This window comes from Pseudonocardia broussonetiae (genome assembly GCF_013155125.1).
Taxonomy (GTDB): domain Bacteria; phylum Actinomycetota; class Actinomycetes; order Mycobacteriales; family Pseudonocardiaceae; genus Pseudonocardia; species Pseudonocardia broussonetiae.
In genome coordinates, this window is the sequence record NZ_CP053564.1 from 1,175,720 (window position 1) to 1,198,100 (window position 22,381).

The window sequence follows — 22,381 nt, forward strand, 5'->3', positions numbered from 1 at the left end:
GTCAGCGGGTGCCGTGGCCGTTCAGCCGGCCCTGCTGCTCGCCGTGGCCGCGGTTCGACAGCACCTGCGCCGACTCCTTCAGCGAGCTGATCGTGCGCTCCGGCTTGCGGATCTTGCGCACCCGCAGGTAGCCGAACAGTCCGAACACGCCGGCGACCAGGATCATGATCCCGAAGACGATCCAGAACGACGCGGAGCGGTTGAGGAACAGCGCGAGCGTCTCGCCGAGCGCGAAGAACAGGAAGAACAGGCTGAACAGCGCCACGACGAGCGCGACGATGAAGAAGATGCTGCCCTGCAGGCCCTTCTTCACCTCGGCGGTGACCTCGGAACGCGCCAGCTCGACCTCGGCGCGGACCAGCGTCGACACCTGGGCGGTGGCCTCGCGGACGAGCGTGCCGATCGACTGTTCCGACGCCGGCACGGCCGGCTCCTTCGCGAGCGGGATCGAGGGCAGCACGGGCGGGACCCCCGCGCCGCTGGAGCTGGTCGAGCTGGCCACCACTGTCCTCCTGTGCGTGCCGGGAGCATCTCTCGATGATCGGGACGCCATCCTTCCACGAGGTCGACCCGGTTGCCCGGCCAGGCGCGCCGGGTCCCCTCGTCGTGTACGGCCCCGCTCAGTCCTCCGGACGGCCGCGCAGGCGCTTGATCCGGCCCCGGCGCGTCTTCTCGTCCATCCGCCGGCGCTTCGCGCCCTTCGACGGCTTCGTCGGCCGTCGTGCGGGCGGGTCGGCCGCGGTGGCCCCGCGCAGCGTCGCGGCCAGCCGCTCGCGGGCCGCCTCGCGGTTGCGCAGCTGGCTGCGGTGCTCCGAGGCGACGACCGTCAGCACGCCGTCGACGAGGCGCCCGCCGAGGCGCTCGAGCGCCCGGGAGCGCAGGTCGTCGGGTACCGACGGCGAGCGAGCGAGGTCGAAGGACAGCTCCACCCGCGAGTCGGTCGTGTTGACGCCCTGCCCGCCCGGGCCCGAGGCGCGCGAGAACCGCCAGTGCAGCTCCCTCCCGGGAAGCACCAGCGGCCCTCGCACGTGCAGGTCGTCGTCGGGCAGGTCAGTCCTCCGACTTGCCCTCGCTGAGACCCGAGGAGATCAGGTTCATCACGGTGGAGTCGGCGAGCGTCGAGACGTCGCCGACCTCGCGGTTCTCCGCGACGTCGCGCAGCAGCCGCCGCATGATCTTGCCCGAGCGGGTCTTGGGCAGCTCCTCGACGACGAGGATCTTCTTCGGCTTGGCGATCGGCCCGATCTCCTTGGCGACGTGGTCGCGCAGGGCCTTGATCGCCTCCTCGCCGCCGTCCTTCGCCGCGTTGCCGCGCAGGATCACGAACGCCACGATGCCCTGGCCGGTGGTCTCGTCCGCCGCGCCGACGACGGCCGCCTCGGCCACGGTCGGGTGACTGACCAGCGCGGACTCCACCTCGGTGGTGGAGATGCGGTGCCCGGACACGTTCATGACGTCGTCGACGCGGCCCAGCAGCCAGATCGCGCCGTCGTCGTCGTACTTCGCACCGTCGCCCGCGAAGTAGTAGCCCTGGTCGGCGAAGCGCGACCAGTAGGTGTCCTTGTAGCGCTCCTCGTCGCCCCAGATGCCGCGCAGCATCGACGGCCACGGCTTGTCGAGCACGAGGTACCCGCCGCCGCCGGGACCGACGGGCTCGGCCTCCTCGGACACGACCTCGGCGCTGATGCCGGGGATCGTGCGCATCGCGGAGCCGGGCTTGGTGGCGGTGACGCCGGGCAGCGGGGCGATCATGATCGCGCCGGTCTCGGTCTGCCACCAGGTGTCGACGATCGGGCAGCGGTTCCCGCCGATGTTCTCCCGGTACCACATCCAGGCCTCGGGGTTGATCGGCTCGCCGACGCTGCCGAGCACCTTGAGCGAGGAGAGGTCGTACTTCTCCGGGATCTCCTTGCCCCACTTCATGAACGTGCGGATGAGCGTGGGCGCGGTGTAGTAGATCGAGACGCCGTACTTCTGCACGATCTCCCAGTGCCGGCCCTCGTGCGGGGTGTTCGGCGTGCCCTCGTACATGACGGACGTGGCGCGGTTGGCCAGCGGCCCGTAGACGATGTAGCTGTGCCCGGTGATCCAGCCGATGTCGGCGGTGCACCAGTAGACGCTCTCGCCGGGCTTGTGGTCGAACACCACGTGGTGGGTGTACGCCGCCTGCGTGAGGTAGCCGCCCGAGGTGTGCAGGATGCCCTTCGGCTTCCCGGTGGTGCCCGAGGTGTAGAGGATGAACAGCGGGTGCTCGGCGTCGAACGCCTCGGGCTCGTGCTCGTCGGACTGCCTGTCGACGACGTCGTGCCACCACACGTCGCGGCCCTCGGTCCACGGCACCTCGGTCTCGGTGCGCTTGACGACGAGCACGTGCTCGATCGTCGGCGTCTGCGCGACCGCCTCGTCGGTGTTCTCCTTCATCGGCGCCGGCTTGCCGCGCCGGAACTGCCCGTCGGAGGTGATGAGCAGCTTGCACTCGGCGTCCTCGATGCGGGCCTTGAGCGCACCCGGGGAGAACCCGCCGAACACGACGCTGTGCATCGCGCCGAGGCGCGCGCAGGCCAGCATCGAGATGACGGCCTCGGGGATCATCGGCAGCTGGATCGCCACGCGGTCGCCCGCTTGGACACCCAGCTCGACCAGGGCGTTGGCCGCCTTGCTGACCTCGCGCTTGAGGTCGGCGTAGGTGATGGTGCGGGAGTCGCCGGGCTCGCCCTCCCAGTGGAACGCGACCTGCTCGCCGTGCCCGTCGTCGACGTGGCGGTCGACGCAGTTGTAGGCGACGTTGAGCTTGCCGTTCACGAACCACTTGGCGAACGGGGGCTGCCAGTCGAGCACCTCGTCCCACTTCTGGTGCCAGTGCAGCCGGTCGGCCTGCTCCGCCCAGAACCCCTCGCGGTCGTCGGCCCCCCGGGCGTACCACTCCTCCGTGGCGTTCGCCTGGGCCGCGAACTCCTCGCTGGGAGGGAAGCTGCGGCTCTCCGTGGACAGGTTGCTGAGCGTGGGTCCCGAGTCGGCCATCCGTACCCTCCTGGTCGTCATCCGCCGGGCGACGTCGCCCGGCACGCGATTCTCGGGGCGACGCTATCGGGCGGCACCGGACAGCGCACCGGCTGTCCGGCCAGTACTGCCCCTACTGGCAGCATGGTTCGGGTGAACGCCCCGGATCCGCTCGCGCCGCTCACCGAGCTCCCCGGCGTCGCCGAGGCGGTGGCGCGGGCCCGCGACGCGGTCGTGGCGGTGCACAACCACCCGGCCAACGGGCGGCAGGGCTGGCCGGCGGGCGCCGCCGAGGCGGGCATCCGGGCCGCCCGCGCGTCGGCCGCGCTCGACGGGGCGCCGCTCGACTCCCCCGACACCGTCACCGACCCGGTCCTCGCGGGTGCCGTGCGCATCGCCGAGGAGTCGGGGCGGCTGCTGGGCGCGTGGCGGACCTCGCCGTCGCAGGCGCTGGCCCGGCTGCACGTGCTGGCCGCAGCCGACCTCGTCGCCGCCGACCGCCACCACGCCGAGCTCGGCCGCCCGCGCTCCGGGCCGGGCCTCGCCGACCGGCTCGCGCTGCTGGCCGGCCTGCTCACCGGCGGCACCCGGGCACCGGCGCCGGTCCTGGCCGCCGTGGTGCACGGGGAGCTGCTGGCGCTGGCGCCGTTCGGGTCCGCGAACGGGGTCGTCGCGCGGGCCGCGTCCCGGCTCACCGCGGTGGCGGCCGGGCTCGACCCCCGTGGACTCACCGTCCCCGAGGTGGGCCACCTGCGCCGGGCCGCGGAGTACCGCGCCGCCGCCGAGGGGTTCGCGACGGGCGGGGCCGACGGCGTGGGGGCGTGGATCCTGCACTGCTGCGCGCAGTGGGAGGCCGGGGCGCGCGAGGCGACCGCGATGGCGGACGCGCGGAGCTGAACCGGCGCACCGGCGTCCCCCGGGACGCGGAACGGGCGGCGCCCCCCTCCCGGGGGGCACCGCCCGTCCACACGCGACGGATCGGGATCCAGGCGTGCACTACGTGTCGTGTTGGTGGCCTCGGCGTCCGGCGTCCCGGTACGCAGGCCCACGACGACATGCCTCCCGCGGCGTGCTGTGCGTGGAGTGCCCGTTCCTTCGCGCACGGAGCCCTGGTCGGGAGGACGGGTGCTTCTCTGCCGCACCGCCCCTGGCCTCCCAGGAGTCCGTGCCCCCTGTCTAACCGGTGGTGCCCGTCACAGGCAAGAGCCGCCGGGAGGTGCACCGGTTCAGTGCCCGGAGGTCACCCGCGACGGTGCCGGAGCCCGTACCATCCGGCGCCCGCGAGCGCCGCCACCCCGACCCCGCCGAGCGCCGCGACCACCGGGACCGGCGGGCGGAACCGCACCCCGAGCGCCACCGGCGCGCTGAACGTCAGGATCGGCCAGCCGCGTTCCAGCGCCAGGCGACGCAGCGCCTTGTCCGGGTTGACCACGGTCGGGTGGCCGACGGCCTCCAGCAGCGGCAGGTCGGTGATCGAGTCGGAGTAGGCGCGGCAGTCGGCGAGGTCGTAGCCGCGCGCCAGGGCGATGTCGCGGGCGGCGCGGGCCTTCTCCTCGCCGTAGCAGTAGTACTCGATCTCGCCGGTGTAGCGGCCCTCGACGACGCGCATGCGCGTGGCCAGGCAGCGGTCGGCGCCGACCAGCGCCGCGATCGGCTCGACGACCTCCTGCCCCGACGCCGACAGCACGACGACCTCCTCGCCCGCGGCCCGGTGCTCGGCGATCAGCGAGGTGGCCTCGGCGTACACGAGCGGTTCGACGATCTCGTGCAGCGTCTCCGCGACGATCGCGCTGACGTGCGCGACCTCCCAGCCCGTGCACAGCGCCGTGATCCGGCGGCGCAGCGACTCCATCGTCGTCGCGTCGGCTCCGGACAGGACGAGCAGGAGCTGGGCGTAGCCGCTGCGCAGGACGGCCTGCCGGCTGATCAGTCCCTGGCGGCGGAACGGGCGGCTGAACGCGAGCGCGCTCGACCCCGCGATGATCGTCTTGTCGAGGTCGAAGAAGGCCGCCACCGTGGGGCGTTCCGGCAGGGGTGTCGACGGCGCGGCTGGCACGTCGAGCGAGCTTGCCAGACGCCGCAGGACCGCAGGTGGCGCGGGGGGCCGGGCGCGCGGGCACTCGGCGCAGATGCTCCGTCCAGGGGTGCGCGGACGGCCCGGTGTCGGGCTACAGTTGGTGCCGTCCGGACTCGTCCGGGCGAGGTTCAGCTCGACCCCCCGGAGCTGAACCGACGACGGCCCCCGCCAATCCCCCCTGGCGGGGGTCGTCCCGTGCGGGGCGCACCCCGCCCCATCCTCCCGGACGCCCCCGACGGCCGGCGCCCGTCGCAGCCCGGTTGTCCACATCGGTCGCCGTCCGTCCACAGCGGAACGGTTCGTCGGTCCGACGGCCCGTTCCCGGGTCACCCTGGTTCCCGTCCCCGCACCGGGCGGGGCGCGAACGGGGGGAGGCCGCTGTGCAGCGACCGCAGCAGGGGCTCGCACGAGAGGGACCGGCTCGACAGGGACCCGCTCGGCGGGGGCTCGTGATGGTGTCCGATCCCGACCTGCTCGACGCGGTGCTGCGCCTGGCCGCCGCCGCGGGATGCGAGCTCGACCGCGCCGTCGACGCCACCGCGGCGCGGCGGCAGTGGGCCGAAGCTCCCGTGGTGCTGCTCGACGCCGCCGCCGCGCAGCAGTGCGCCCGCCACGGCCTGCCGCGGCGCGGGCGGGTCGTCGTCGCGGTCCGGGGCGAGCCGCCGCCCGCGGTGTGGCAGCAGGCCGTCGCGATCGGGGCGGAGCACGTCGTGTCGCTCCCCGAGGCCGAGCCCTGGCTGGTCGCGGCGCTGTCGGAGGCCACCGAGGAGCCGCGCGGGCGCGGGCCGGTGGTCGGCGTCGTCGGCGGGCGCGGCGGGGCGGGGGCCTCGGTGCTGGCCGCCGCCGTCGCGGTGGCGGCGGTCCGGGCCGGGCGGCGGGCGCTGCTGGTCGACTGCGACCCCCTCGGGGGCGGCCTCGACCTCGTCCTGGGCGCCGAGGACCTCGACGGTCTGCGCTGGCCCGGCGTCGGGGTCGCGGGTGGCCGGGTCCCGGCCGCCGCGCTGCACGCGGCCCTGCCCGCTCCTCCCGTCGCGGGCCGCGGCGGCGGCGAGCTCGCCCTGCTCTCCTGCGACCGCGCGGCGGGCGGGCCGGGCGCCGCGGCCGTCACGGCGGTGATCGACGCCGGGCGGCGCGCGGGCGAGACGGTGGTCTGCGACCTGCCCCGCCACGGCACCGACGCCGCGGCCGCCGCGCTGGGCGCGGCCGACCTGGTGGTCCTCGTGGTGCCCGCCGACGTCCGGTCGTGCGCGGCGGCGGCCCGCGTCGTCGCGGTGCTGGCCGAGCACGGGGCGGTGCCGCGGTTGGTCGTGCGGGGCCCGGCGCCCGGCGGTGTCGACGCCGCGGAGGTCGCGCGCGCCCTGGAGCTGCCGCTGCTGGCCACGATGCGGCCCGAGCCGGGGCTGGCCCGTGCCCTGGAGCGCGGTGAGGCGCCGGGCCGGGCACGGGGGCCGCTGGCCGGTGCGGCCCGCGCGGTGCTCGCGGAGCTGGCGCTGGTCACCGGGGGCGGGTCGTGAGCGAGCGGGCGGGCGGCGTGCTCGTCGAGCGCGTCCGGTCGCGGCTCGCGGCCACCGGCGACGGCACGGGCTCGGCGGCCGTCGCGGCGGCGGTGCGGGCCGAGTCCGGCGGCGTCGCCTCCGACCTCGACGTGCTCGACGCGCTGCGCGTGCTGCGCGAGGAGTTCGTCGGCGCCGGGCCGCTCGACGCGCTGCTGCGCGACCCCCGCACCACCGACGTGCTCGTCCACGGCGGGGGCGCGGTGTGGGTCGACCGCGGCACCGGGCCCGAGCCGGCCGGGGTGCGCCTGCCCGACGAGGCGGCCGTGCGCCGGCTCGCGCAGCGGCTGGCGCTGGCCGCCGGGCGCCGGCTCGACGACGCCTCCCCCTTCGTCGACGGCTGGCTGGCCGACGCCGGCGTCCGCCTGCACGCCGTGCTGCCGCCCGTCGCGGCCGACGGCACGTGCCTGTCGCTGCGCGTCCTGCGGCCCGCGGCGCACGACCTCGCGGCCCTGCGCCGGATGGGCACCATCGACGCCGGTGGGGAGGCCCTGCTGCGGGCGGTGCTCGCCGCCCGGCTGGCCCTGCTCGTGTCCGGCGGCACCGGCACGGGGAAGACCACGATCCTCGGCGCGCTGCTCAGCGCCGTCGACCCGCGGGAGCGCATCCTCTGCGTCGAGGACGCCCAGGAGCTGTCCCCGCGGCACCCGCACGTCGTGCGGCTGGTGTCGCGCCCGGCCAACATCGAGGGCGCGGGCGGGGTGGCGCTGCGCGACCTCGTGCGCCAGGCCCTGCGGATGCGGCCCGACCGGCTCGTCGTCGGGGAGGTCCGCGGCGCGGAGGTCGCCGAGATGCTCTCGGCGATGAACACCGGCCACGACGGCGGTGCGGGCACGGTGCACGCCAACTCGGTGAACGAGGTGCCCGCCCGCCTGGAGGCGCTGGCAGCGCTCGGCGGGATGCCGCGGCCGGCGCTGCACAGCCAGCTCGCCGCGGCCGTCCAGGTGGTGCTGCACATGCGGCGCCTGCGCGGCGGGGCGCGCGTGCTCGACGCGGTGGGCGTGCTCGCCCGCGACGGTGCGGAAGTGGTCGTGCGGCCCGCGTGGACGCGCACCGGCGGCTGGACCGGCGAGCGCGCGGTGCTCGGGCGGCTGCTCGCCGAGCGGGAGGTGGCGGCGCCGTGGTGAGCGCGGCCTGTGCGGTGCTCGCCGCCGCGGTGCTCTGCCTGCCCCCTCCCGCCGCGGTCGCGCGGCTGGGGGCGCTGCGTCCCGGTCCGGTCGCCACGTGGTCCTGGCGGAAGCCGGGAGCGGCGGTCCCGCTGCTCGCGGGCGGTGGGCTGGGCCTGGTCCTCGCCGGCCCGGGCGGCGCCGTGGCCGGCCTGCTCGTCGCGGCCACCGTGCGGCACCGCCGGGCCGCCCGGCGCCGCGAGGCCGTCACCGCGGGCACGGCGGGCGAGCTCGCGGCCGCCGTCCACCGGATGGCCGACGAGCTGGCCGCGGGCGCCCATCCCGCGACCGCGCTCGGAGGGACCTCGGCCGACGGGCCGCGGGCGCGGGCGCTGCTCGCTCCCGCGGCGGCGGCGAGCCGGCTCGGCGACGACGTCCCGCAGGCGCTGCGGCGCGGCGCCGAGCACCACCCCGAGGTGCGCGCCGACGTCGAGCGGCTGGCCGCCGCCTGGGCGCTGTCCGACCGCAGCGGCGTGCCGCTCGCCGAGCTCCTCGCCGGCGCCGGGGCCGACCTGGGGCAGCGGGTGCGGTTCGCCGCCCGGGTGCGCGCCGAGCTCGCCGGGCCCCGCGCCACGGCGCTCGTCCTCACCGCCCTGCCCGCGCTCGGTCTCGCGCTGGGGCAGCTCGTCGGCGCGGATCCCCTCGGGGTCCTGCGCGGTGGGCTCCTCGGTCAGGCGCTCCTCGTCGTCGGGGTGGCGCTGGCCGCCGCGGGCGTCGCGTGGACCGAGCAGATCCTGCGCGCGGCGGTGCCGCGATGAGTCCCGCCGTCACTCCCCCGGCGCTGCTCCTGCTGGCCGCCGCGCTCCTGACGGGCGGGCACCGCGCCGGCGCGGCGCGGCTGCGCGCCACCCGGCGGACGGTCGCGACCGCACCCGCGGCGCTGCGACCCGCGTCGATCGCCGTCGGGACCGTGGCGGGCGCCGCGCTGGGCGCGGTCCTCGGCGGGCCGGTCGCGGGCGCGGTCGCCGCCCTCGGGGCGCTCGGCGCGCTGCTCGTCGCGCAGCGGTTGCCCGCCCGCTCGGCGCCCCCCGACCTGGCCGCGCTCGCCACCGGCTGGGAGCTCCTCGCGGTGTGCCTGCGGGCCGGGCTGCCGGTGGCGTCGGCGGTCGCGGCGGCCGCCGGGCCGCTGCCCGGTCCCTGCGGCGTCGAGCTGCGACGGGTCGCGGGCCTGCTGGAGCTGGGCTCCGATCCCGACGACGCGTGGCGCGCGGCGCAGGAGGTCCCGGTGCTGGCGGTCTTCGCCCGCGCTGCCGGTCGCTCGGCGGGCACCGGGGCCGCGCTGGCCCGGGTGGCCGTCGCGGAGGCCGCGCGCGTGCGCTCCGAGCTCGCCGACTCCGCACAGGCGCGCGCCCAGCGGGCGGGCGTGCTGATCACGGGGCCGCTCGGCCTCTGCTTCCTGCCCGCCTTCCTGGTCCTCGGCATCGCCCCGGTCGTCATCGGCCTGGCGGGCCAGGCACTCGCACGGTGGTGACCACCGTGTCCGTTCCGACGAAGGAGCCCCATGTCCAGTCCCCTGTCCACGATCCCGACCAGCACCCCGGTGCAGCGCCTGCGCCTGCTCGCTCGCCACGACGACGGCATGTCGACGGTCGAGTACGCGATCGGCACGGTGGCCGCGGCCGCCTTCGCCGCCGTGCTCTACGCGGTGGTGAGCGGCGAGAGCGTCGTCACCGCGCTCACCGACCTCGTCACGCGCGCGCTCAGCACCACGTTCTGAGCGGCGACGCGGGGGCCGTCACGGTCGAGGCGGCGCTCGCGCTGTGCAGCCTCGTCGCGGTGCTCGCCGTCGCAGTCGGGGCGGTCGCCTCCGTGGCGGTGTCGGTGCGCTGCATCGACGCCGCCCGGGAGCTCGCCCGCCTCGCCGCGCGCGGCGAGCCCGACCGCGGCCGGGAGATCGCCGCCCGGCTGGCCCCGTTCGGGGCCCGGATCGAGCTCGTCGTGCGCGGTGACGAGGTGCTCGTGGAGGTCACCGCCGCCGCGGTGCCCCCGCTGCCGCTGCGGGTCGGTGCCCGCGCGGCTGCCGTGCTCGAACCGGGGGTGGCACCGTGAGAACCGCAGCCGGGAGCACCGAGGCCGGGAGCACGGCGGCTGTGAGCACCGAGGCCGGGAGCACGGCGGCTGTGAGCACCGAGGCCGGGAGCACGGCGGTCGGGAGCACCACAGCCGGCCGGACGAGGCCGGCTGCACCGGACGACGGCTTCGCCACCGTGTGGGCGGCCGGCGCCGTGGCCGTCCTGGTCGGCCTGCTCGTCATCGGCCTCGAGCTCGGCGGCGGCATCGCCGCCCGCCACCGCGCGGAGGCCGCCGCCGACCTCGCGGCGCTCGCCGCGGCCGGGCACGCCGTCCACGGTCCGGAGGCCGCCTGCGCACGGGCGGCCGCGATCGCGGCCCACACCGGCGTCCGCGTCCGGACGTGCCGGCTCGACGGGTGGGACGCGCTCGTGGAGGTCGAGACCGACCTCGGTCTCGCCGTGCTGGGTCCGCCGGTCGCCACGGCGCGGGCCCGCGCCGGCCCCGCACCGACCGCCGGCGACGGATCCGGGGCCCCGGCCGGGCCGAGCGCGCGCTACGACGCGACCAGCGGGCACCCGGGCGGGACGAGCGGACCCAGTGCACGGTGGGCGGTCGTCCGAGTGCCCGAACCGCTCCCGATCAGCGGGACGGGTGACCGAAAAGGCCTGATCAGGACGCTCGTCGTCGCCACTCTGCCGATCGTCGACGGCCGCTGGTGCGCGAGGCTCCGGGAGTGCCTACTGGTGTCACGACGGAGCTCACGCCCCGTTCCGCACCGACCCGCTCCCCGAACTGCGGAGGGCCCGGCGCGTCCCCCCGACGCAACCCCCGGCCGGCTCACCGCGAATCGGTTGTTGCCGGCCGGCCCGCTGCCCCGCGGACCGGCCGGCAACCACCTCCCGAGCCGGCGGGACGCCGGATCAGCCGCCCGCGGTCACCGGCCCGGCCAGGGCCGCGAGCACCACGTCGAGCACCCGCACCGCACCCCGTTTGTCGAGCGGCGCGTTGCCGTTGCCGCACTTGGGCGACTGCACGCACGACGGGCACCCGCTGCGGCAGCCGCAGTCGCGGATCGCGGCGCGGGTGGCCGTCAGCCAGGCGCGCAGCACCTCGTGCCCGCGCTCGGCGAACCCGGCCCCGCCGGGGTGGCCGTCGTGCACGAAGACGGTGGGGCGGCCGGTGTGCGGGTGCAGGGCCGTCGACATGCCGCCGATGTCCCAGCGGTCGCAGATCGCGAACAGCGGCAGCAGACCGATCGCCGCGTGCTCCGCGGCGTGCAGGGCACCGGGCAAGTCGTCGGGCCCGACCCCGGCGGCGGCCAGGGCGGCGTCGTCGACGTCGTAGAGGACCGACCGCGTGCGCAGCGTCTGCTCGGGCATGTCGAGCGGCACGGTCTCCAGGACGGTGCCGTCGGGGGCGCGGCGCTGGTAGGCCACCACCTGCGAGGTCACGTCCACCTCGGCGAACGCGACGCCGACCGGCCCGTGCTCGCGCCGCGACAGCACCCGCACGACCTCGACGTCGGCGGTCGAGCGCGCGTCGGTGCGCCAGTCGGGGTCGGCCGCCACCACCAGGGCGACGCCCGCGTCGAGGTCGAGCTCCTCCACCAGGTGGCTCTCGCCCCGGTGCAGGTACACCGCGCCGGGGTGCACGGAGGCGGGCGCCGAGGCCGCGTCCACCGTGCCGAGCATCCGCCCGGTGCCCGCCTCCACCACGGCCACCTGCCCGAGCCCCGAGCCGCGGATGTCGACCGAGCCTGCGGGCCGCTCCCGCGGGGAGGGCCAGAACCAGCCGGCCGGGCGACGGCGCAGCACGCCGTCGGCCACCAGCTCGTCGAGCACGGCCGCGGCCGGCGCCCCGCCGAACAGCTCCTCGACGTCGTCCTCGGTGATCGGCAGCTCCGCGGCCGCGCAGACCAGCTGCGGCGCCAGCACGTAGGGGTTGGCCGGGTCGAGCACGCAGCCCTCGACGGGTGCGCCGAGAAGCGCGTCGGGGTGGTGCACGAGGTAGGTGTCCATCGGGTCGTCGCGGGCCACGAGCACGACCAGCGCCGAGTCGGCGGCCCGCCCGGCGCGCCCGGCCTGCTGCCAGAACGACGCGCGGGTGCCCGGGAACCCGGCGACGACCACGGCGTCGAGCCCCGCGATGTCGACGCCCAGCTCGAGGGCGTTGGTGGTGGCCACCCCGAGCAGTGCACCGCTCGCGAGGGCCGCCTCGAGCGCGCGGCGCTCCTCGGGGAGGTAGCCGCCGCGGTAGGCCGCCACGCGTGCGGCCAGGTCGGGGTCGACGTCGGCGAGCAGCCGCTGCGCCCCCAGAGCGGTGAGCTCCGCGCCGCGCCGCGAGCGCACGAAGGCGAGCGTGCGGGCGCCCTCGACAACGAGGTCGGCGAGCATCCGCGCCGCCTCGGAGCCCGCCGGGCGCCGCACCGGGGCCCCGTTCTCGCCGGTCAGCTCGGGCAGCAGCGGCGGCTCCCACAGGGCGACGGTGCGCCCGGCGTGCGGGGAGGCGTCGACGGTGACGGCCGTGACGGCGCGCCCGGTGAGCCGGCTCGCGAACGCGGCGGGCTCGGCCACGGTGGCCGAGGCCAGCACGACGGTCGGGCGGGCGCCGTAGCGGGCGGCCACCCGCAGCAGCCGCCGCAGCAGCAGCGCCACGTGCGAGCCGAACACCCCGCGGTAGGTGTGGCACTCGTCGACGACCACGACGCACAGCCGACGCAGGAAGGTGGCCCAGCGGCTGTGCCGGGGCAGGACGGCGCGGTGCAGCATGTCGGGGTTGCTGAAGATCCAGCGCGAGTGGGCGCGGGCCCAGTCGCGCTCCTCCAGCGGGGTGTCGCCGTCGAGCGGGGCGGGCCGGACGCCGGGCAGGTCGAGCTCGGCCAGCGCGCGGAGCTGGTCGGCGGCCAGCGCCTTGGTCGGCGAGAGGTAGAGCGCGGTGGCGCGTGGGTCCTCGGCGAGCCGCGAGAGCACCGGCAGCTGGTAGGCGAGCGACTTCCCCGACGCCGTGCCGGTGGCCACCACGACGTCGCGCCCGGCGTGCGCGAGCGAGGCCGCCTCGGCCTGGTGCCGCCACGGGGCGCCCACCCCGCGGCGCACGAACGCCTCGCGCACCGGCGCCGCCACCCAGCCGGGCCACGGCACGACGTCGCCCTCGCGGGCGGGCACGGTGGCGACGTGGCGCAGCGGGCCGTCACCGGTCGGGCCCCCGCCGGACGGCCAGGGCCCGAACGGGTCGTCGGCGGGATGCGCGGAGCCGGCCCCGGCGAGCACCCGGCGCAGCAGTGCCTCCCCGCGGTCGGCCGTCACCGCCGCACCCCTGCGCTCGCCGCCGTCCACGGGGACCGAGGCTGGCACACGGCCCCGACAGTCCGGTCGGCCGGCCCGGTGGTGCAGCGGTTCAGGCCAGCGCCCGCACCGCGGCCTCCGCCACGTCCGTCACGTCGGCCCGGGCCGCGTTCCAGCCGGGAGAGCTGGGCACGCGGGTCAGCACCGCCACGACGAACCGCTCGTCGGCACCCACCAGGCCCGCGCTGTGCAGGTAGTACTGCCCCGAGAAGCAACACATCCAGCCCTGCTTGGCCGCCGCACCGGGCGCGCCCGGCCCGTCCACCCCCGGGTCGAGCAGGCCGAAGGCCTGGTCGAAGCCGTCGCGGGCGGTCGCGGGCGCCGCGGCCAGCGCGTCGACGAGGAACGTGCGGTCGGCGTCGGCCATGCCGGTGAGGATGTGGTCGTAGAGGCGCAGGTAGTCGGTGGCCGGCACCGACATCTCGCCCCACTGCGACGGGTCGGCGGGCGCGGTCGTGCCGGTCAGGCCCACGGCGGCGCTCACCCGTGCCGCTGCGCCGACCCCGTCGAAGCGGGTCCACAGCGCGTTCATCGCGCCGTCGTCGCTGGGCCCGAGCGCGCGGCGCACCAGGTCGAGGTCCTGCTGAGTCACCACCAGCCCCTCGGTGCGGCGCCGGTCGAGCATGTCGACCGCGACCACCAGCTTCGACAGCGACGCCGTGTAGAACGGCTCGGCCCCGCGGTCCCCGACGGCCGTCTCCCCGGTGACGCGGTCGAGCACGGCCACCCCGAGCTCGGTCGCGGGCGCGGCCGCCGACTGCGCGGCCTCGACGGCGGCCCGGGCCAGACCGGTGCGGGCGGCCGGGACGATGCTGCCCAGCCCGGCGGCGACGTCGGGCAGCGGCAGGCCCCCGACGGCGAGGCCGTCGGCGACGGAACCGGCGTCGGCGGACGGCTCGGCGTCCCCGGCCGAGGGCGCCACGACCAGCCGCGCGGCCACGGGCGAGGGCGGGCGGTCGTCCGCCGCGACCAGCGGGATGGCCAGGCAGATCACGGCGAGGCAGGCGGCCACCAGACCACCGGCGGCGACCGGACGGGCGCGGTTCGTCACGGGCGGATCACGAACGGCACACCGTCGGAGTTCACGGGTACGCACCCTACGAGCACTTCGTGACCCTATCGTTGCGGGACCGGCGCGACGCCCCTCCGCTGCAGCGCGGCCTGGGTCACACATCTACACTGCACCCGCCCGTCACCGCGCTCACCTGCGGAGACGGCTCGTGACGACGCCAGGGTCGACGTCTGCTCCCCCTGGCCCATGTGATCCACAGAACCAGGAGGACGGATGTCTCGGTCCACCCTCGCCGCGGACGCGAACTCGATCGCGCTCGCGTCGAACGACTACATCATCGTCGGTGTGGTCGCGGTGGTCGCCCTCGCCGCCCTGGCCATCGGCTTCGTCCTGCGCAAGGAGGTCCTCGCTGCTGACGCGGGTACCGACAAGATGCAGGACATCGGCCGAGCGGTCCAGGAAGGCGCCACGGCGTACCTCAACCGCCAGTTCAAGACGCTCGGCGTCTTCGTCGTCATCGTGTTCTTCCTGCTGTTCGCGCTCCCCGCAGCGAACTTCGGCGAGAGCATCGGCCGCTCGATCTTCTTCCTGATCGGCGCGCTGTTCTCGGCCACCATCGGCAGCCTGGGCATGCGCCTGGCCACGGCCGCGAACATCCGGGTCGCCTCGGCGTCGCGCGAGGAGGGCGGCCGGGAGAAGGCCACCCGCATCGCGTTCCGCACCGGCGGCGTCGTCGGCATGTTCACCGTCGGCCTCGGCCTGTTCGGTGCGGCCGTCGTCGTGCTGGTCTACGCCGGTGGCGCTCCCCGCGTGCTGGAGGGCTTCGGCTTCGGTGCCGCGCTGCTCGCGATGTTCATGCGCGTCGGCGGCGGCATCTTCACCAAGGCCGCGGACGTGGGTGCCGACCTCGTCGGCAAGGTCGAGCAGGGCATCCCCGAGGACGACCCCCGCAACGCCGCCACGATCGCCGACAACGTCGGCGACAACGTGGGTGACTGCGCCGGCATGGCCGCGGACCTCTTCGAGTCCTACGCCGTGACGCTCGTGGCCGCGCTGATCCTCGGCACCGCCGCGTTCGGCCTGCAGGGCCTGCTGTTCCCGCTGATCGTGCCGGCCATCGGCGTGATCACCGCGGTGATCGGCGTCTACATCACCCGCACCCGCCCGAACGAGGGCAGCCTGACGACGATCAACCGGAGCTTCTACATCTCCGCGGGCATCTCCGCGGTGCTCAGCGCGGTCGCCGCCTACGTCTACCTCCCGGGCACCTTCGAGGGGCTGACCAACCCGTCCGACGCCACGGTCGTCGGCGACATGGCGGGCACCGACCCGCGCCTGCTGGCCACGGTCGCCGTGATCATCGGCATCGTGCTGGCCGCGGCCATCCTCAAGCTGACCGGCTACTACACCGGCACGGAGGACAAGCCCGTCCAGGACGTGGGCAAGTCCTCGCTCACCGGTGCGGCCACGGTCATCCTGTCCGGCATCTCGATCGGCTTCGAGTCCGCGGTCTACACCGCGCTGGTGATCAGCGCGGCCGTGTTCGGCGCGTTCGCGCTGGCCACGGGCTCGATCACGGTGGCCCTGTTCGCGGTGGCGCTGGCCGGTACCGGCCTGCTCACCACGGTCGGCGTCATCGTCGCCATGGACACGTTCGGCCCGGTGGCCGACAACGCCCAGGGCATCGCCGAGATGTCGGGCGACGTCACCGGCGCCGGCGTGGACATCCTCACCGAGCTCGACGCGGTGGGGAACACGACGAAGGCCATCACGAAGGGCATCGCGATCGCCACGGCCGTGCTCGCGGCCACCGCGCTGTTCGGCTCCTACCGCGACGCGATCACGGTGGCGCTGGCCGAGGCGGGCGTCGCACTGGGCGACGCCGGCACCGCCTTCGCCTACGAGGTGTTCGCCCCGAACACCCTCGTCGGCGTGATCATCGGCGCCTCGGTCGTGTTCATGTTCTCGGGTCTGGCGATCAACGCCGTCACCCGGGCCGCGGGCGCGATCGTGTTCGAGGTGCGCCGCCAGTTCCGGGAGAACCCGGGGATCATGGACTACTCCGTGCGGCCCGACTACTCCCGCGTCGTCGACATCTGCACGCGCGACTCGCTGCGCGAGCTGGCCACCCCCGGCCTTCTCGCCATCCTGTCGCCGATCGCGGTCGGCTTCGGCCTCGGCGTCGGCCCGCTGGCCGGCTACCTGGCCGGCGCCATCGCCACCGGCACCCTGATGGCGATCTTCCTCGCCAACTCCGGTGGCGCGTGGGACAACGCGAAGAAGCTGGTCGAGGACGGCAACCACGGCGGCAAGGGCTCGCCCGCGCACGAGGCCACCATCATCGGTGACACCGTGGGCGACCCGTTCAAGGACACCGCCGGCCCGTCGATCAACCCGCTGCTCAAGGTCATGAACCTGGTCTCGGTGCTCATCGCGCCGGCCGTCGTGGCCCTGTCCGTGGGTTCCACGGCCAACCCGGTGATCAGCATCGCCATCGCGCTCGTCGCGGTCGCGATCATCGTCGGGGCGCTCGTGGTGGCCAAGCGCCGCTCGACGTCCATCACCGACACCCCCGCGGAGAGTGCGGTCGCCTGACCGAGCTCCCCCGCAGAACGGAGGCCGTCCACCCGTCGGGTGGGCGGCCTCCGGCGCGTCGGGGGGAGACCGGATCGAACGGGTGTTCTATCCTGCGCGTCGTGCCGCAGCTGTCGCTGTTCTCCGCCGACGCGCGCCCCGCCGGGGTCCGCGACCTCGCCGGCCTGCTCTGCGGCCCCGGCCGGATCGTCCGCTTCGGCGCGGGCGACCAGGCCCGGCTCTCCGCCGACCTCATCGACGCCGGACGCGCCCGCGCCGTCGTCGCCGCCTGCGCGGCCACCGGCATCCCCGTCACCTCCGTCACCACCGCCGCGGGCACCCCCTCGGTCCGCACGGCGTTCCGCTGCGACCTCGTCCCGCTCGCCGCGGAGTGGCTGGCACCCGGACGAGCGGGTGAAGGCGTCAAGGCGGTCCCCGCCGGGTGGCAGCTCGACGGCGCGGCCCTGCGCCTGTGGGCCCTGTCCGCGGGCCGCCCCGACGAGCGCGGCGGGTACCTCCTCCTGCTCGACCCGGACGCCCCGCAGACCCACCTCCCGCTGGTCGCGGCCACCACGCGGCTCGGCATCCCGCCCGCCCGCGTGGGCGACGGCACGGTCCTGAGGATCAGCGGGACGCGGCGCGTGCAGCGGCTCGTCGAGCTGGTCGGACCGGTGCCGCGAGGGGTCGCCGACACCGACTGGCCGCGGTGCTGGGGGCGCCGCGCGGGTTGACAAGGGTGGTTAGGCTCCCCCGGCACGAGGGCCCCGGTGTGACCGAGGCGACACCCTGCGTGGGTGGGCAGGCCCGGTATCGGTGTGTAGGCCGGAAGACGAGGCACGCATACTGCGAGGGCGGAACCTCCGCGCAGCCGCGAAGGACAGGACACTGTGACCACCGGAACGACGAGTTCGACACCCGAGACCGGGGAGAGCACCGGCACCCCGAAGTCCGGGGGCGGGCGTCGCACGTCCACGCCCCGGGCCGCCACGACCGGACGGCCGACGCGCCGCCTGGTGATCGTCGAGTCGGGCACGAAGGCCGCGAAGATCCAGAAGTTCCTGGGCAAGGACTACGTCGTCGAGGCCTCCGTCGGCCACATCCGCGACCTGCCCCGCGGTGCCGCCGACGTCCCCGCCAAGCACAAGGGCGAGGCCTGGGCCCGCCTGGGCGTCGACGTCGACAACTCCTTCGCTCCGCTCTACATCATCACGCCGGAGAAGCGCAGCAAGGTCGCCGAGCTCCGTGAGGCGCTGAAGTCCGTCGACGAGGTCCTGCTCGCCACGGACCCCGACCGCGAGGGCGAGGCCATCGCCTGGCACCTGCTCGACACGCTCAAGCCGAAGGTCCCGGTCCGCCGGATGGTCTTCCACGAGATCAGCGAGCCGGCCATCCGCGCCGCGGTGGAGAACCTGCGCGACCTCGACCAGGACATGGTCGACGCCCAGGAGACGCGCCGCATCCTCGACCGCCTCTACGGCTACGAGGTCTCCCCCGTGCTGTGGAAGAAGGTCATGCCGAAGCTCTCGGCGGGCCGGGTGCAGTCGGTGGCCACGCGGATCGTGGTGGCGCGCGAGCGCGAGCGCATGGCGTTCGTGTCGGCGTCGTACTGGGACATCGCCGCGCAGATGGACGCGGGCGCCGACGCCACCCCGCGCCAGTTCGGCTCGCGCCTGGTCGCGATCGACGGCGCCCGGGTCGCCACGGGCCGCGACTTCGGCCCCGACGGCCGCCTCAAGTCCGACGCCACCGCCCTCGACGAGGCCGGCGCCCGCCGCCTGGCCGAGGCGCTGGAGGGGCGCGACCTCACCGTCGAGTCGGTCGAGTCGAAGCCCTACACGCGCAAGCCCTACCCGCCGTTCATGACCTCCACGCTGCAGCAGGAGGCCGGCCGCAAGCTCCGCTTCTCCGCCGACCGCACGATGCGCAGCGCGCAGCGGCTCTACGAGAACGGCTACATCACCTACCTCCGCACCGACTCCACCACGCTGTCGGCCTCGGCCATCGACGCGGCCAGGAGCCAGGCGCGCGAGCTCTACGGTGACGCCTACGTCCCCGACCAGCCGCGGCAGTACACCCGGAAGGTCAAGAACGCGCAGGAGGCCCACGAGGCCATCAGGCCCGCGGGCGACGTCTTCCGCACGCCCGGCGAGATCGCCCGCGAGGTCGACGGCGACGACTTCCGCCTCTACGAGCTGATCTGGCAGCGCACCGTCGCCTCGCAGATGGCCGACGCGCGCGGCACGACGGTCAGCGTCCGCATCGCGGGCACGGCCGCCACCGGCGAGGCCGTCACGTTCGCGACGTCCGGGCGCACCATCACCTTCCCCGGCTTCCTGCGCGCCTACGTCGAGACCGTCGACGACCAGGCGGGCGGCGAGGCCGACGACGCCGAGTCGCGCCTGCCCGAGCTGACGAAGGGCCAGTCGCTGACGGCCGCGTCGCTCACGGCCGAGGGGCACTCGACCAACCCGCCGTCGCGGTTCACCGAGCCGAGCCTGATCAAGCAGCTCGAGGACCTCGGCATCGGCCGCCCGTCCACCTACGCCTCGATCATCAAGACGATCCAGGACCGCGGGTACGTGTGGAAGAAGGGGCAGGCGCTGGTCCCCTCGTGGATCGCGTTCGCCGTCGTCGGGCTGCTGGAGCACCACTTCGGCCGGCTCGTCGACTACGACTTCACCGCCGCCATGGAGGACGAGCTCGACGCCATCGCCGCCGGCACGCAGGGCCGCACGAGCTGGCTGTCGGGCTTCTACTTCGGCGCCGAGCAGGGCTCCGAGGGCTCGGTGGCGCGCGCGGGCGGGCTGAAGAAGCTCGTCGGCGTCAACCTGGAGGAGATCGACGCGCGGGAGATCAACTCCGTGCCGGTCTTCGACGACGTCGTGGTCCGCGTCGGCCGCTACGGCCCCTACCTGGAGCGCGTGCGCGACGGGCAGTCCCAGCGCGCCAACCTGCCCGAGGACCTGCCGCCCGACGAACTCACGCCCGAGGTCGCCGAGCAGCTGTTCTCGGTGCCGCAGGAGGGCCGCTCGCTGGGCGTCGACCCGATCAGCGGGCACGAGATCGTCGCCAAGGAGGGCCGCTACGGGCCCTACGTCACCGAGGTCCTGCCCGAGCCGGAGGCCCCGCCGGCCGCCGAGGGGGCCAAGCCGAAGAAGGCGCCCGCGAAGCCGAAGCCGCGCACCGGGTCGCTGTTCAAGGGCATGTCGACGGAGACGATCACGCTCGAGGACGCGCTGCGGCTGCTGTCGCTGCCACGGCTGGTGGGCACCGACCCGGAGACCGGCGAGGAGATCACCGCGCAGAACGGCCGCTACGGGCCCTACCTCAAGAAGGGCACCGACTCGCGGTCGCTCACCGACGAGGAGCAGCTGTTCACGGTCACCCTCGAGGAGGCCGTGGAGATCTACAAGCAGCCCAAGCAGCGCGGGCGGCGCACGGCCGCGGCCACCCCGCCGCTGCGCGAGCTCGGCGTCGACGCGAACTCGAAGAAGCCGATGGTGATCAAGGACGGGCGGTTCGGCCCGTACGTCACCGACGGCGAGACGAACGCGAGCCTGCGCAAGGGCGACAGCGTCGAGCAGATCACCGACGAGCGGGCCAGCGAGCTGCTGGCCGAGCGGCGGGCGAAGGCGCCGGCGCCGAAGAAGGCCCCGGCGCGCAAGGCGCCCGCGAAGAAGCCGGCGGCCCGCAAGCCGGCGACGCGCAAGAAGGCCCCGGTCGAGAAGTAGCCGTGAGTGGATACGAGTGCCGGAGCACTCGTATCCACTCACGGGGGTCAGCAGGCGAGGTCGCCCGCGAACGCCTCCCGCCACACGACCCCGCTCGCGCACGCGCCCGGACCGGACGGCTCGGCCGCCCGCGCCTGCTGCGTGCCCAGCGCCATGATCCCGACGGCCACCGCGAGCGCGGCCAGCACCACGCACGCCAGCCGCCGCCACCCTTCGGCCGGTGCCGTCCGGTCCATCGCGCCACCTCGTTCCCACCGGGCGGGCCCCCGGGGCCGCGCCGACGCCCTCGACGGCGGTAGGTGGTGCGCGGCGGTGCGCCTGATACGCGACGGTCAGCCGACGAGCAGCGCCTTCACCGCGGCGGCGACCCGCCCGCCGTCGGCCCGGCCGGCCGCGGCGGCGTTGGCCTTCTTCATGACCTGCCCCATCTGACGCGGGCCGGGCCGCTCGCCCAGCTCCGCGGCGGTCTCGTCGACGGCGGTGCGCGCGATCGCGGCCAGCTCGTCGTCGGAGAGCTGGGTGGGCAGGTAGCGGTCGAGGATCTCGCCCTCGGCCCGCTCCTGCGCGGCGAGCTCGTCACGGCCCGCCCCGGCGAACGCCTCCGCCGACTCGGCGCGCTTCTTCGCCTCCTTGGCGATCACCTTGAGCACCTCGTCGTCGGAGAGCTCACGCGCCTCGGTGCCGGCGACCTCGGCGTTGCCGATGGCCGTCAGCGTCATCCGCAGGGTGGACTTGACCAGCTCGTCGCGGGCCTTCATCGCCGCGGTCAGGTCGGCCCGCAGCTGCGCCTTCAGGGTGCTCACGCCGCGGAACGGTACCCCCGACGTACCCTGGGGCGGTGAACAGCTGGGCTCGGCTCGCCATCGGAGCCACGACGACGGGCGCGGCCGCCGTCGCCTACGGGGCGGGTGTCGAGCGCCGCCGCTGGACGCTGCGCGAGGCCACGGTGCCGGTCCTCGCCCCCGGCACGCGGCCCCTGACGGTGCTGCACGTGTCCGACCTGCACATGACGCCGGGCCAGCGCGGCAAGCAGCGCTGGGTGGCCGAGCTGGCCGCGCTGGAGCCCGACCTCGTCGTCAACACCGGCGACAACCTCGCCCACACCCGCGCCGTCCCGAGCGTGATGGCCGCGCTCGACCCGCTGCTCTCGCGGCCCGGCGTGTTCGTGTTCGGCAGCAACGACTACTTCGGCCCGACCCCGAAGAACCCCGCCCGCTACCTCACCGGCACGCGCACCAAGCCGACCGGCGAGCTGCTGCCCTGGCGGGACCTGCGCGCGGCGATGGTCGAGCGCGGCTGGCAGGACGCCACGCACGCCCGGCTCAGCGTCGACGTCGACGGCGTGTCCGTCGCGGTCGCCGGCGTCGACGACCCGCACCTCGGGCTCGACCGCTACGACCGCATCGCCGGTCGCCCCGCCCCGGGCCACGCCCTGCGCCTGGGCCTCACGCACTCCCCCGAGCCCCGCGTCCTCGACGCGTTCGCGGCCGACGGCTACGACCTCGTCATGGCCGGCCACACCCACGGCGGCCAGCTCCGCCTGCCCGGCTACGGCGCGATCGTCACCAACTGCGGCATCGACCGCTCCCGCGCCCGCGGCGCCTCCCGCTGGGGCACCCACACCCACCTGCACGTCTCCGCCGGTCTGGGCACGTCCCCGTGGGCGCCGGTCCGGTTCGCCTGCCCGCCGGAGGCCACCCTGCTGACCCTCGTCGCCCGCCCGGCGGTCCCGACGGCGGCGGACGCCACCCCCGCGGACGCCGCGGCGGACGTCGGCTAGAGTGGTCCACGGCTCGCAGCACGATCACGGGCCATCGGGGTGTGGCGCAGCTTGGTAGCGCGCTTCGTTCGGGACGAAGAGGTCGCAGGTTCAAATCCTGTCACCCCGACCACACGCAGGGCCCTCCGACC

The 22,381-nt window shown here is 75.6% G+C and carries 19 protein-coding genes, 1 tRNA gene and 1 pseudogene; 13 read left to right on the plus strand and 8 right to left on the minus strand.

Going from position 1 to position 22,381, the window contains the following annotated elements:
• Nucleotide 1: 1 nt before the first annotated feature.
• From HOP40_RS05775 to acs, 3 genes are all read right to left on the minus strand, one after another.
• Nucleotides 2-502 carry a phage holin family protein gene (locus tag HOP40_RS05775; RefSeq protein WP_240157533.1) on the minus strand — a complete coding sequence of 167 codons (501 nt, stop codon included), beginning with the start codon at nt 500-502 and terminating at the stop codon, nt 2-4.
• A 118-nt stretch (nt 503-620) separates the two neighbouring features.
• A complete protein-coding gene (gene arfB / locus HOP40_RS05780; RefSeq protein ID WP_240157534.1) occupies nt 621-1,028 on the minus strand; it encodes an alternative ribosome rescue aminoacyl-tRNA hydrolase ArfB in 408 nt (135 codons plus the stop codon).
• A gap of 22 nt (nt 1,029-1,050) precedes the next feature.
• The gene (gene acs, locus HOP40_RS05785) at nt 1,051-3,021 is read right to left on the minus strand and encodes an acetate--CoA ligase (RefSeq protein ID WP_172155360.1); all 1,971 of its coding nucleotides are present in this window, start codon (nt 3,019-3,021) and stop codon (nt 1,051-1,053) included.
• A 123-nt stretch (nt 3,022-3,144) separates the two neighbouring features.
• Between acs and HOP40_RS05790 the strand changes: the two genes are divergently transcribed.
• Nucleotides 3,145-3,897, plus strand: a complete 753-nt coding sequence (locus tag HOP40_RS05790) for an oxidoreductase (RefSeq protein WP_172155362.1) — start codon at nt 3,145-3,147, stop codon at nt 3,895-3,897.
• 343 nt (nt 3,898-4,240) lie between these two features.
• On the opposite strand, the gene HOP40_RS05795 is transcribed toward HOP40_RS05790, so the two are convergent.
• Nucleotides 4,241-5,056, minus strand: coding sequence for an HAD family hydrolase (locus HOP40_RS05795; protein WP_205347095.1), 816 nt, complete (start codon nt 5,054-5,056; stop codon nt 4,241-4,243).
• Between the two features lie 473 nt (nt 5,057-5,529).
• On the opposite strand from HOP40_RS05795, the gene ssd reads away from it, so the two are divergent.
• The 7 genes and pseudogenes from ssd to HOP40_RS36710 form a co-directional block, all read left to right on the plus strand.
• The gene (ssd, locus tag HOP40_RS05800) at nt 5,530-6,591 is read left to right on the plus strand and encodes a septum site-determining protein Ssd (RefSeq protein WP_172155364.1); all 1,062 of its coding nucleotides are present in this window, start codon (nt 5,530-5,532) and stop codon (nt 6,589-6,591) included.
• On the plus strand, nt 6,588-7,757 hold the full coding sequence (locus HOP40_RS05805; RefSeq protein ID WP_172155366.1) for a TadA family conjugal transfer-associated ATPase: 1,170 nt from the start codon (nt 6,588-6,590) through the stop codon (nt 7,755-7,757). Before ssd ends, HOP40_RS05805 begins: the two co-directional genes overlap by 4 nt.
• Nucleotides 7,754-8,554, plus strand: coding sequence for a type II secretion system F family protein (locus HOP40_RS05810; RefSeq protein WP_240157536.1), 801 nt, complete (start codon nt 7,754-7,756; stop codon nt 8,552-8,554). Before HOP40_RS05805 ends, HOP40_RS05810 begins: the two co-directional genes overlap by 4 nt.
• Entirely contained in the window at nt 8,551-9,267 is a 717-nt protein-coding gene (locus HOP40_RS05815) for a type II secretion system F family protein (RefSeq protein WP_172155377.1), read from the plus strand. Before HOP40_RS05810 ends, HOP40_RS05815 begins: the two co-directional genes overlap by 4 nt.
• Nucleotides 9,268-9,297: 30 nt before the next feature.
• The gene (locus HOP40_RS05820) at nt 9,298-9,513 is read left to right on the plus strand and encodes a DUF4244 domain-containing protein (RefSeq protein WP_172155379.1); all 216 of its coding nucleotides are present in this window, start codon (nt 9,298-9,300) and stop codon (nt 9,511-9,513) included.
• Nucleotides 9,510-9,845: a TadE family type IV pilus minor pilin gene (locus HOP40_RS05825; RefSeq protein ID WP_172167917.1), complete on the plus strand. Its 336-nt coding sequence runs from the start codon at nt 9,510-9,512 to the stop codon at nt 9,843-9,845. The genes HOP40_RS05820 and HOP40_RS05825 overlap by 4 nt, the downstream gene beginning before the upstream one ends.
• A gap of 176 nt (nt 9,846-10,021) precedes the next feature.
• A pseudogene (locus HOP40_RS36710) lies at nt 10,022-10,252 on the plus strand (Rv3654c family TadE-like protein); the annotation flags it as partial.
• A 477-nt stretch (nt 10,253-10,729) separates the two neighbouring features.
• Here HOP40_RS36710 and HOP40_RS05835 read toward each other — a convergent pair.
• Together HOP40_RS05835 and HOP40_RS05840 are read right to left on the minus strand one after the other, a co-directional pair.
• Nucleotides 10,730-13,114, minus strand: a complete 2,385-nt coding sequence (locus HOP40_RS05835; protein WP_172155381.1) for a DEAD/DEAH box helicase — start codon at nt 13,112-13,114, stop codon at nt 10,730-10,732.
• Nucleotides 13,115-13,205: 91 nt separating this feature from the next.
• Nucleotides 13,206-14,204: a serine hydrolase gene (locus tag HOP40_RS05840; RefSeq protein ID WP_172155383.1), complete on the minus strand. Its 999-nt coding sequence runs from the start codon at nt 14,202-14,204 to the stop codon at nt 13,206-13,208.
• Between the two features lie 234 nt (nt 14,205-14,438).
• Here HOP40_RS05840 and HOP40_RS05845 point away from each other — a divergent pair, with 234 nt between their 5' ends.
• From HOP40_RS05845 to topA, 3 genes are all read left to right on the plus strand, one after another.
• Nucleotides 14,439-16,760 (plus strand): sodium-translocating pyrophosphatase, encoded by a 2,322-nt coding sequence (locus HOP40_RS05845; RefSeq protein ID WP_172155385.1) that lies wholly within the window; start codon nt 14,439-14,441, stop codon nt 16,758-16,760.
• Between the two features lie 101 nt (nt 16,761-16,861).
• Nucleotides 16,862-17,470 (plus strand): hypothetical protein, encoded by a 609-nt coding sequence (locus HOP40_RS05850; protein WP_172155387.1) that lies wholly within the window; start codon nt 16,862-16,864, stop codon nt 17,468-17,470.
• A gap of 282 nt (nt 17,471-17,752) precedes the next feature.
• On the plus strand, nt 17,753-20,470 hold the full coding sequence (topA, locus tag HOP40_RS05855) for a type I DNA topoisomerase (protein WP_172167919.1): 2,718 nt from the start codon (nt 17,753-17,755) through the stop codon (nt 20,468-20,470).
• Between the two features lie 47 nt (nt 20,471-20,517).
• Here topA and HOP40_RS05860 read toward each other — a convergent pair whose 3' ends face one another.
• Entirely contained in the window at nt 20,518-20,706 is a 189-nt protein-coding gene (locus HOP40_RS05860) for a hypothetical protein (protein WP_172155389.1), read from the minus strand.
• Between the two features lie 96 nt (nt 20,707-20,802).
• On the minus strand, nt 20,803-21,273 hold the full coding sequence (locus tag HOP40_RS05865) for a GatB/YqeY domain-containing protein (RefSeq protein ID WP_172155391.1): 471 nt from the start codon (nt 21,271-21,273) through the stop codon (nt 20,803-20,805).
• Nucleotides 21,274-21,308: 35 nt separating this feature from the next.
• Here HOP40_RS05865 and HOP40_RS05870 point away from each other — a divergent pair, with 35 nt between their 5' ends.
• Both HOP40_RS05870 and HOP40_RS05875 read left to right on the plus strand, forming a co-directional pair.
• Nucleotides 21,309-22,250, plus strand: coding sequence for a metallophosphoesterase (locus HOP40_RS05870; protein WP_172155393.1), 942 nt, complete (start codon nt 21,309-21,311; stop codon nt 22,248-22,250).
• 35 nt (nt 22,251-22,285) lie between these two features.
• Nucleotides 22,286-22,362 (plus strand) — tRNA-Pro (locus HOP40_RS05875).
• The last annotated feature ends 19 nt before the right edge of the window (nt 22,363-22,381 follow it).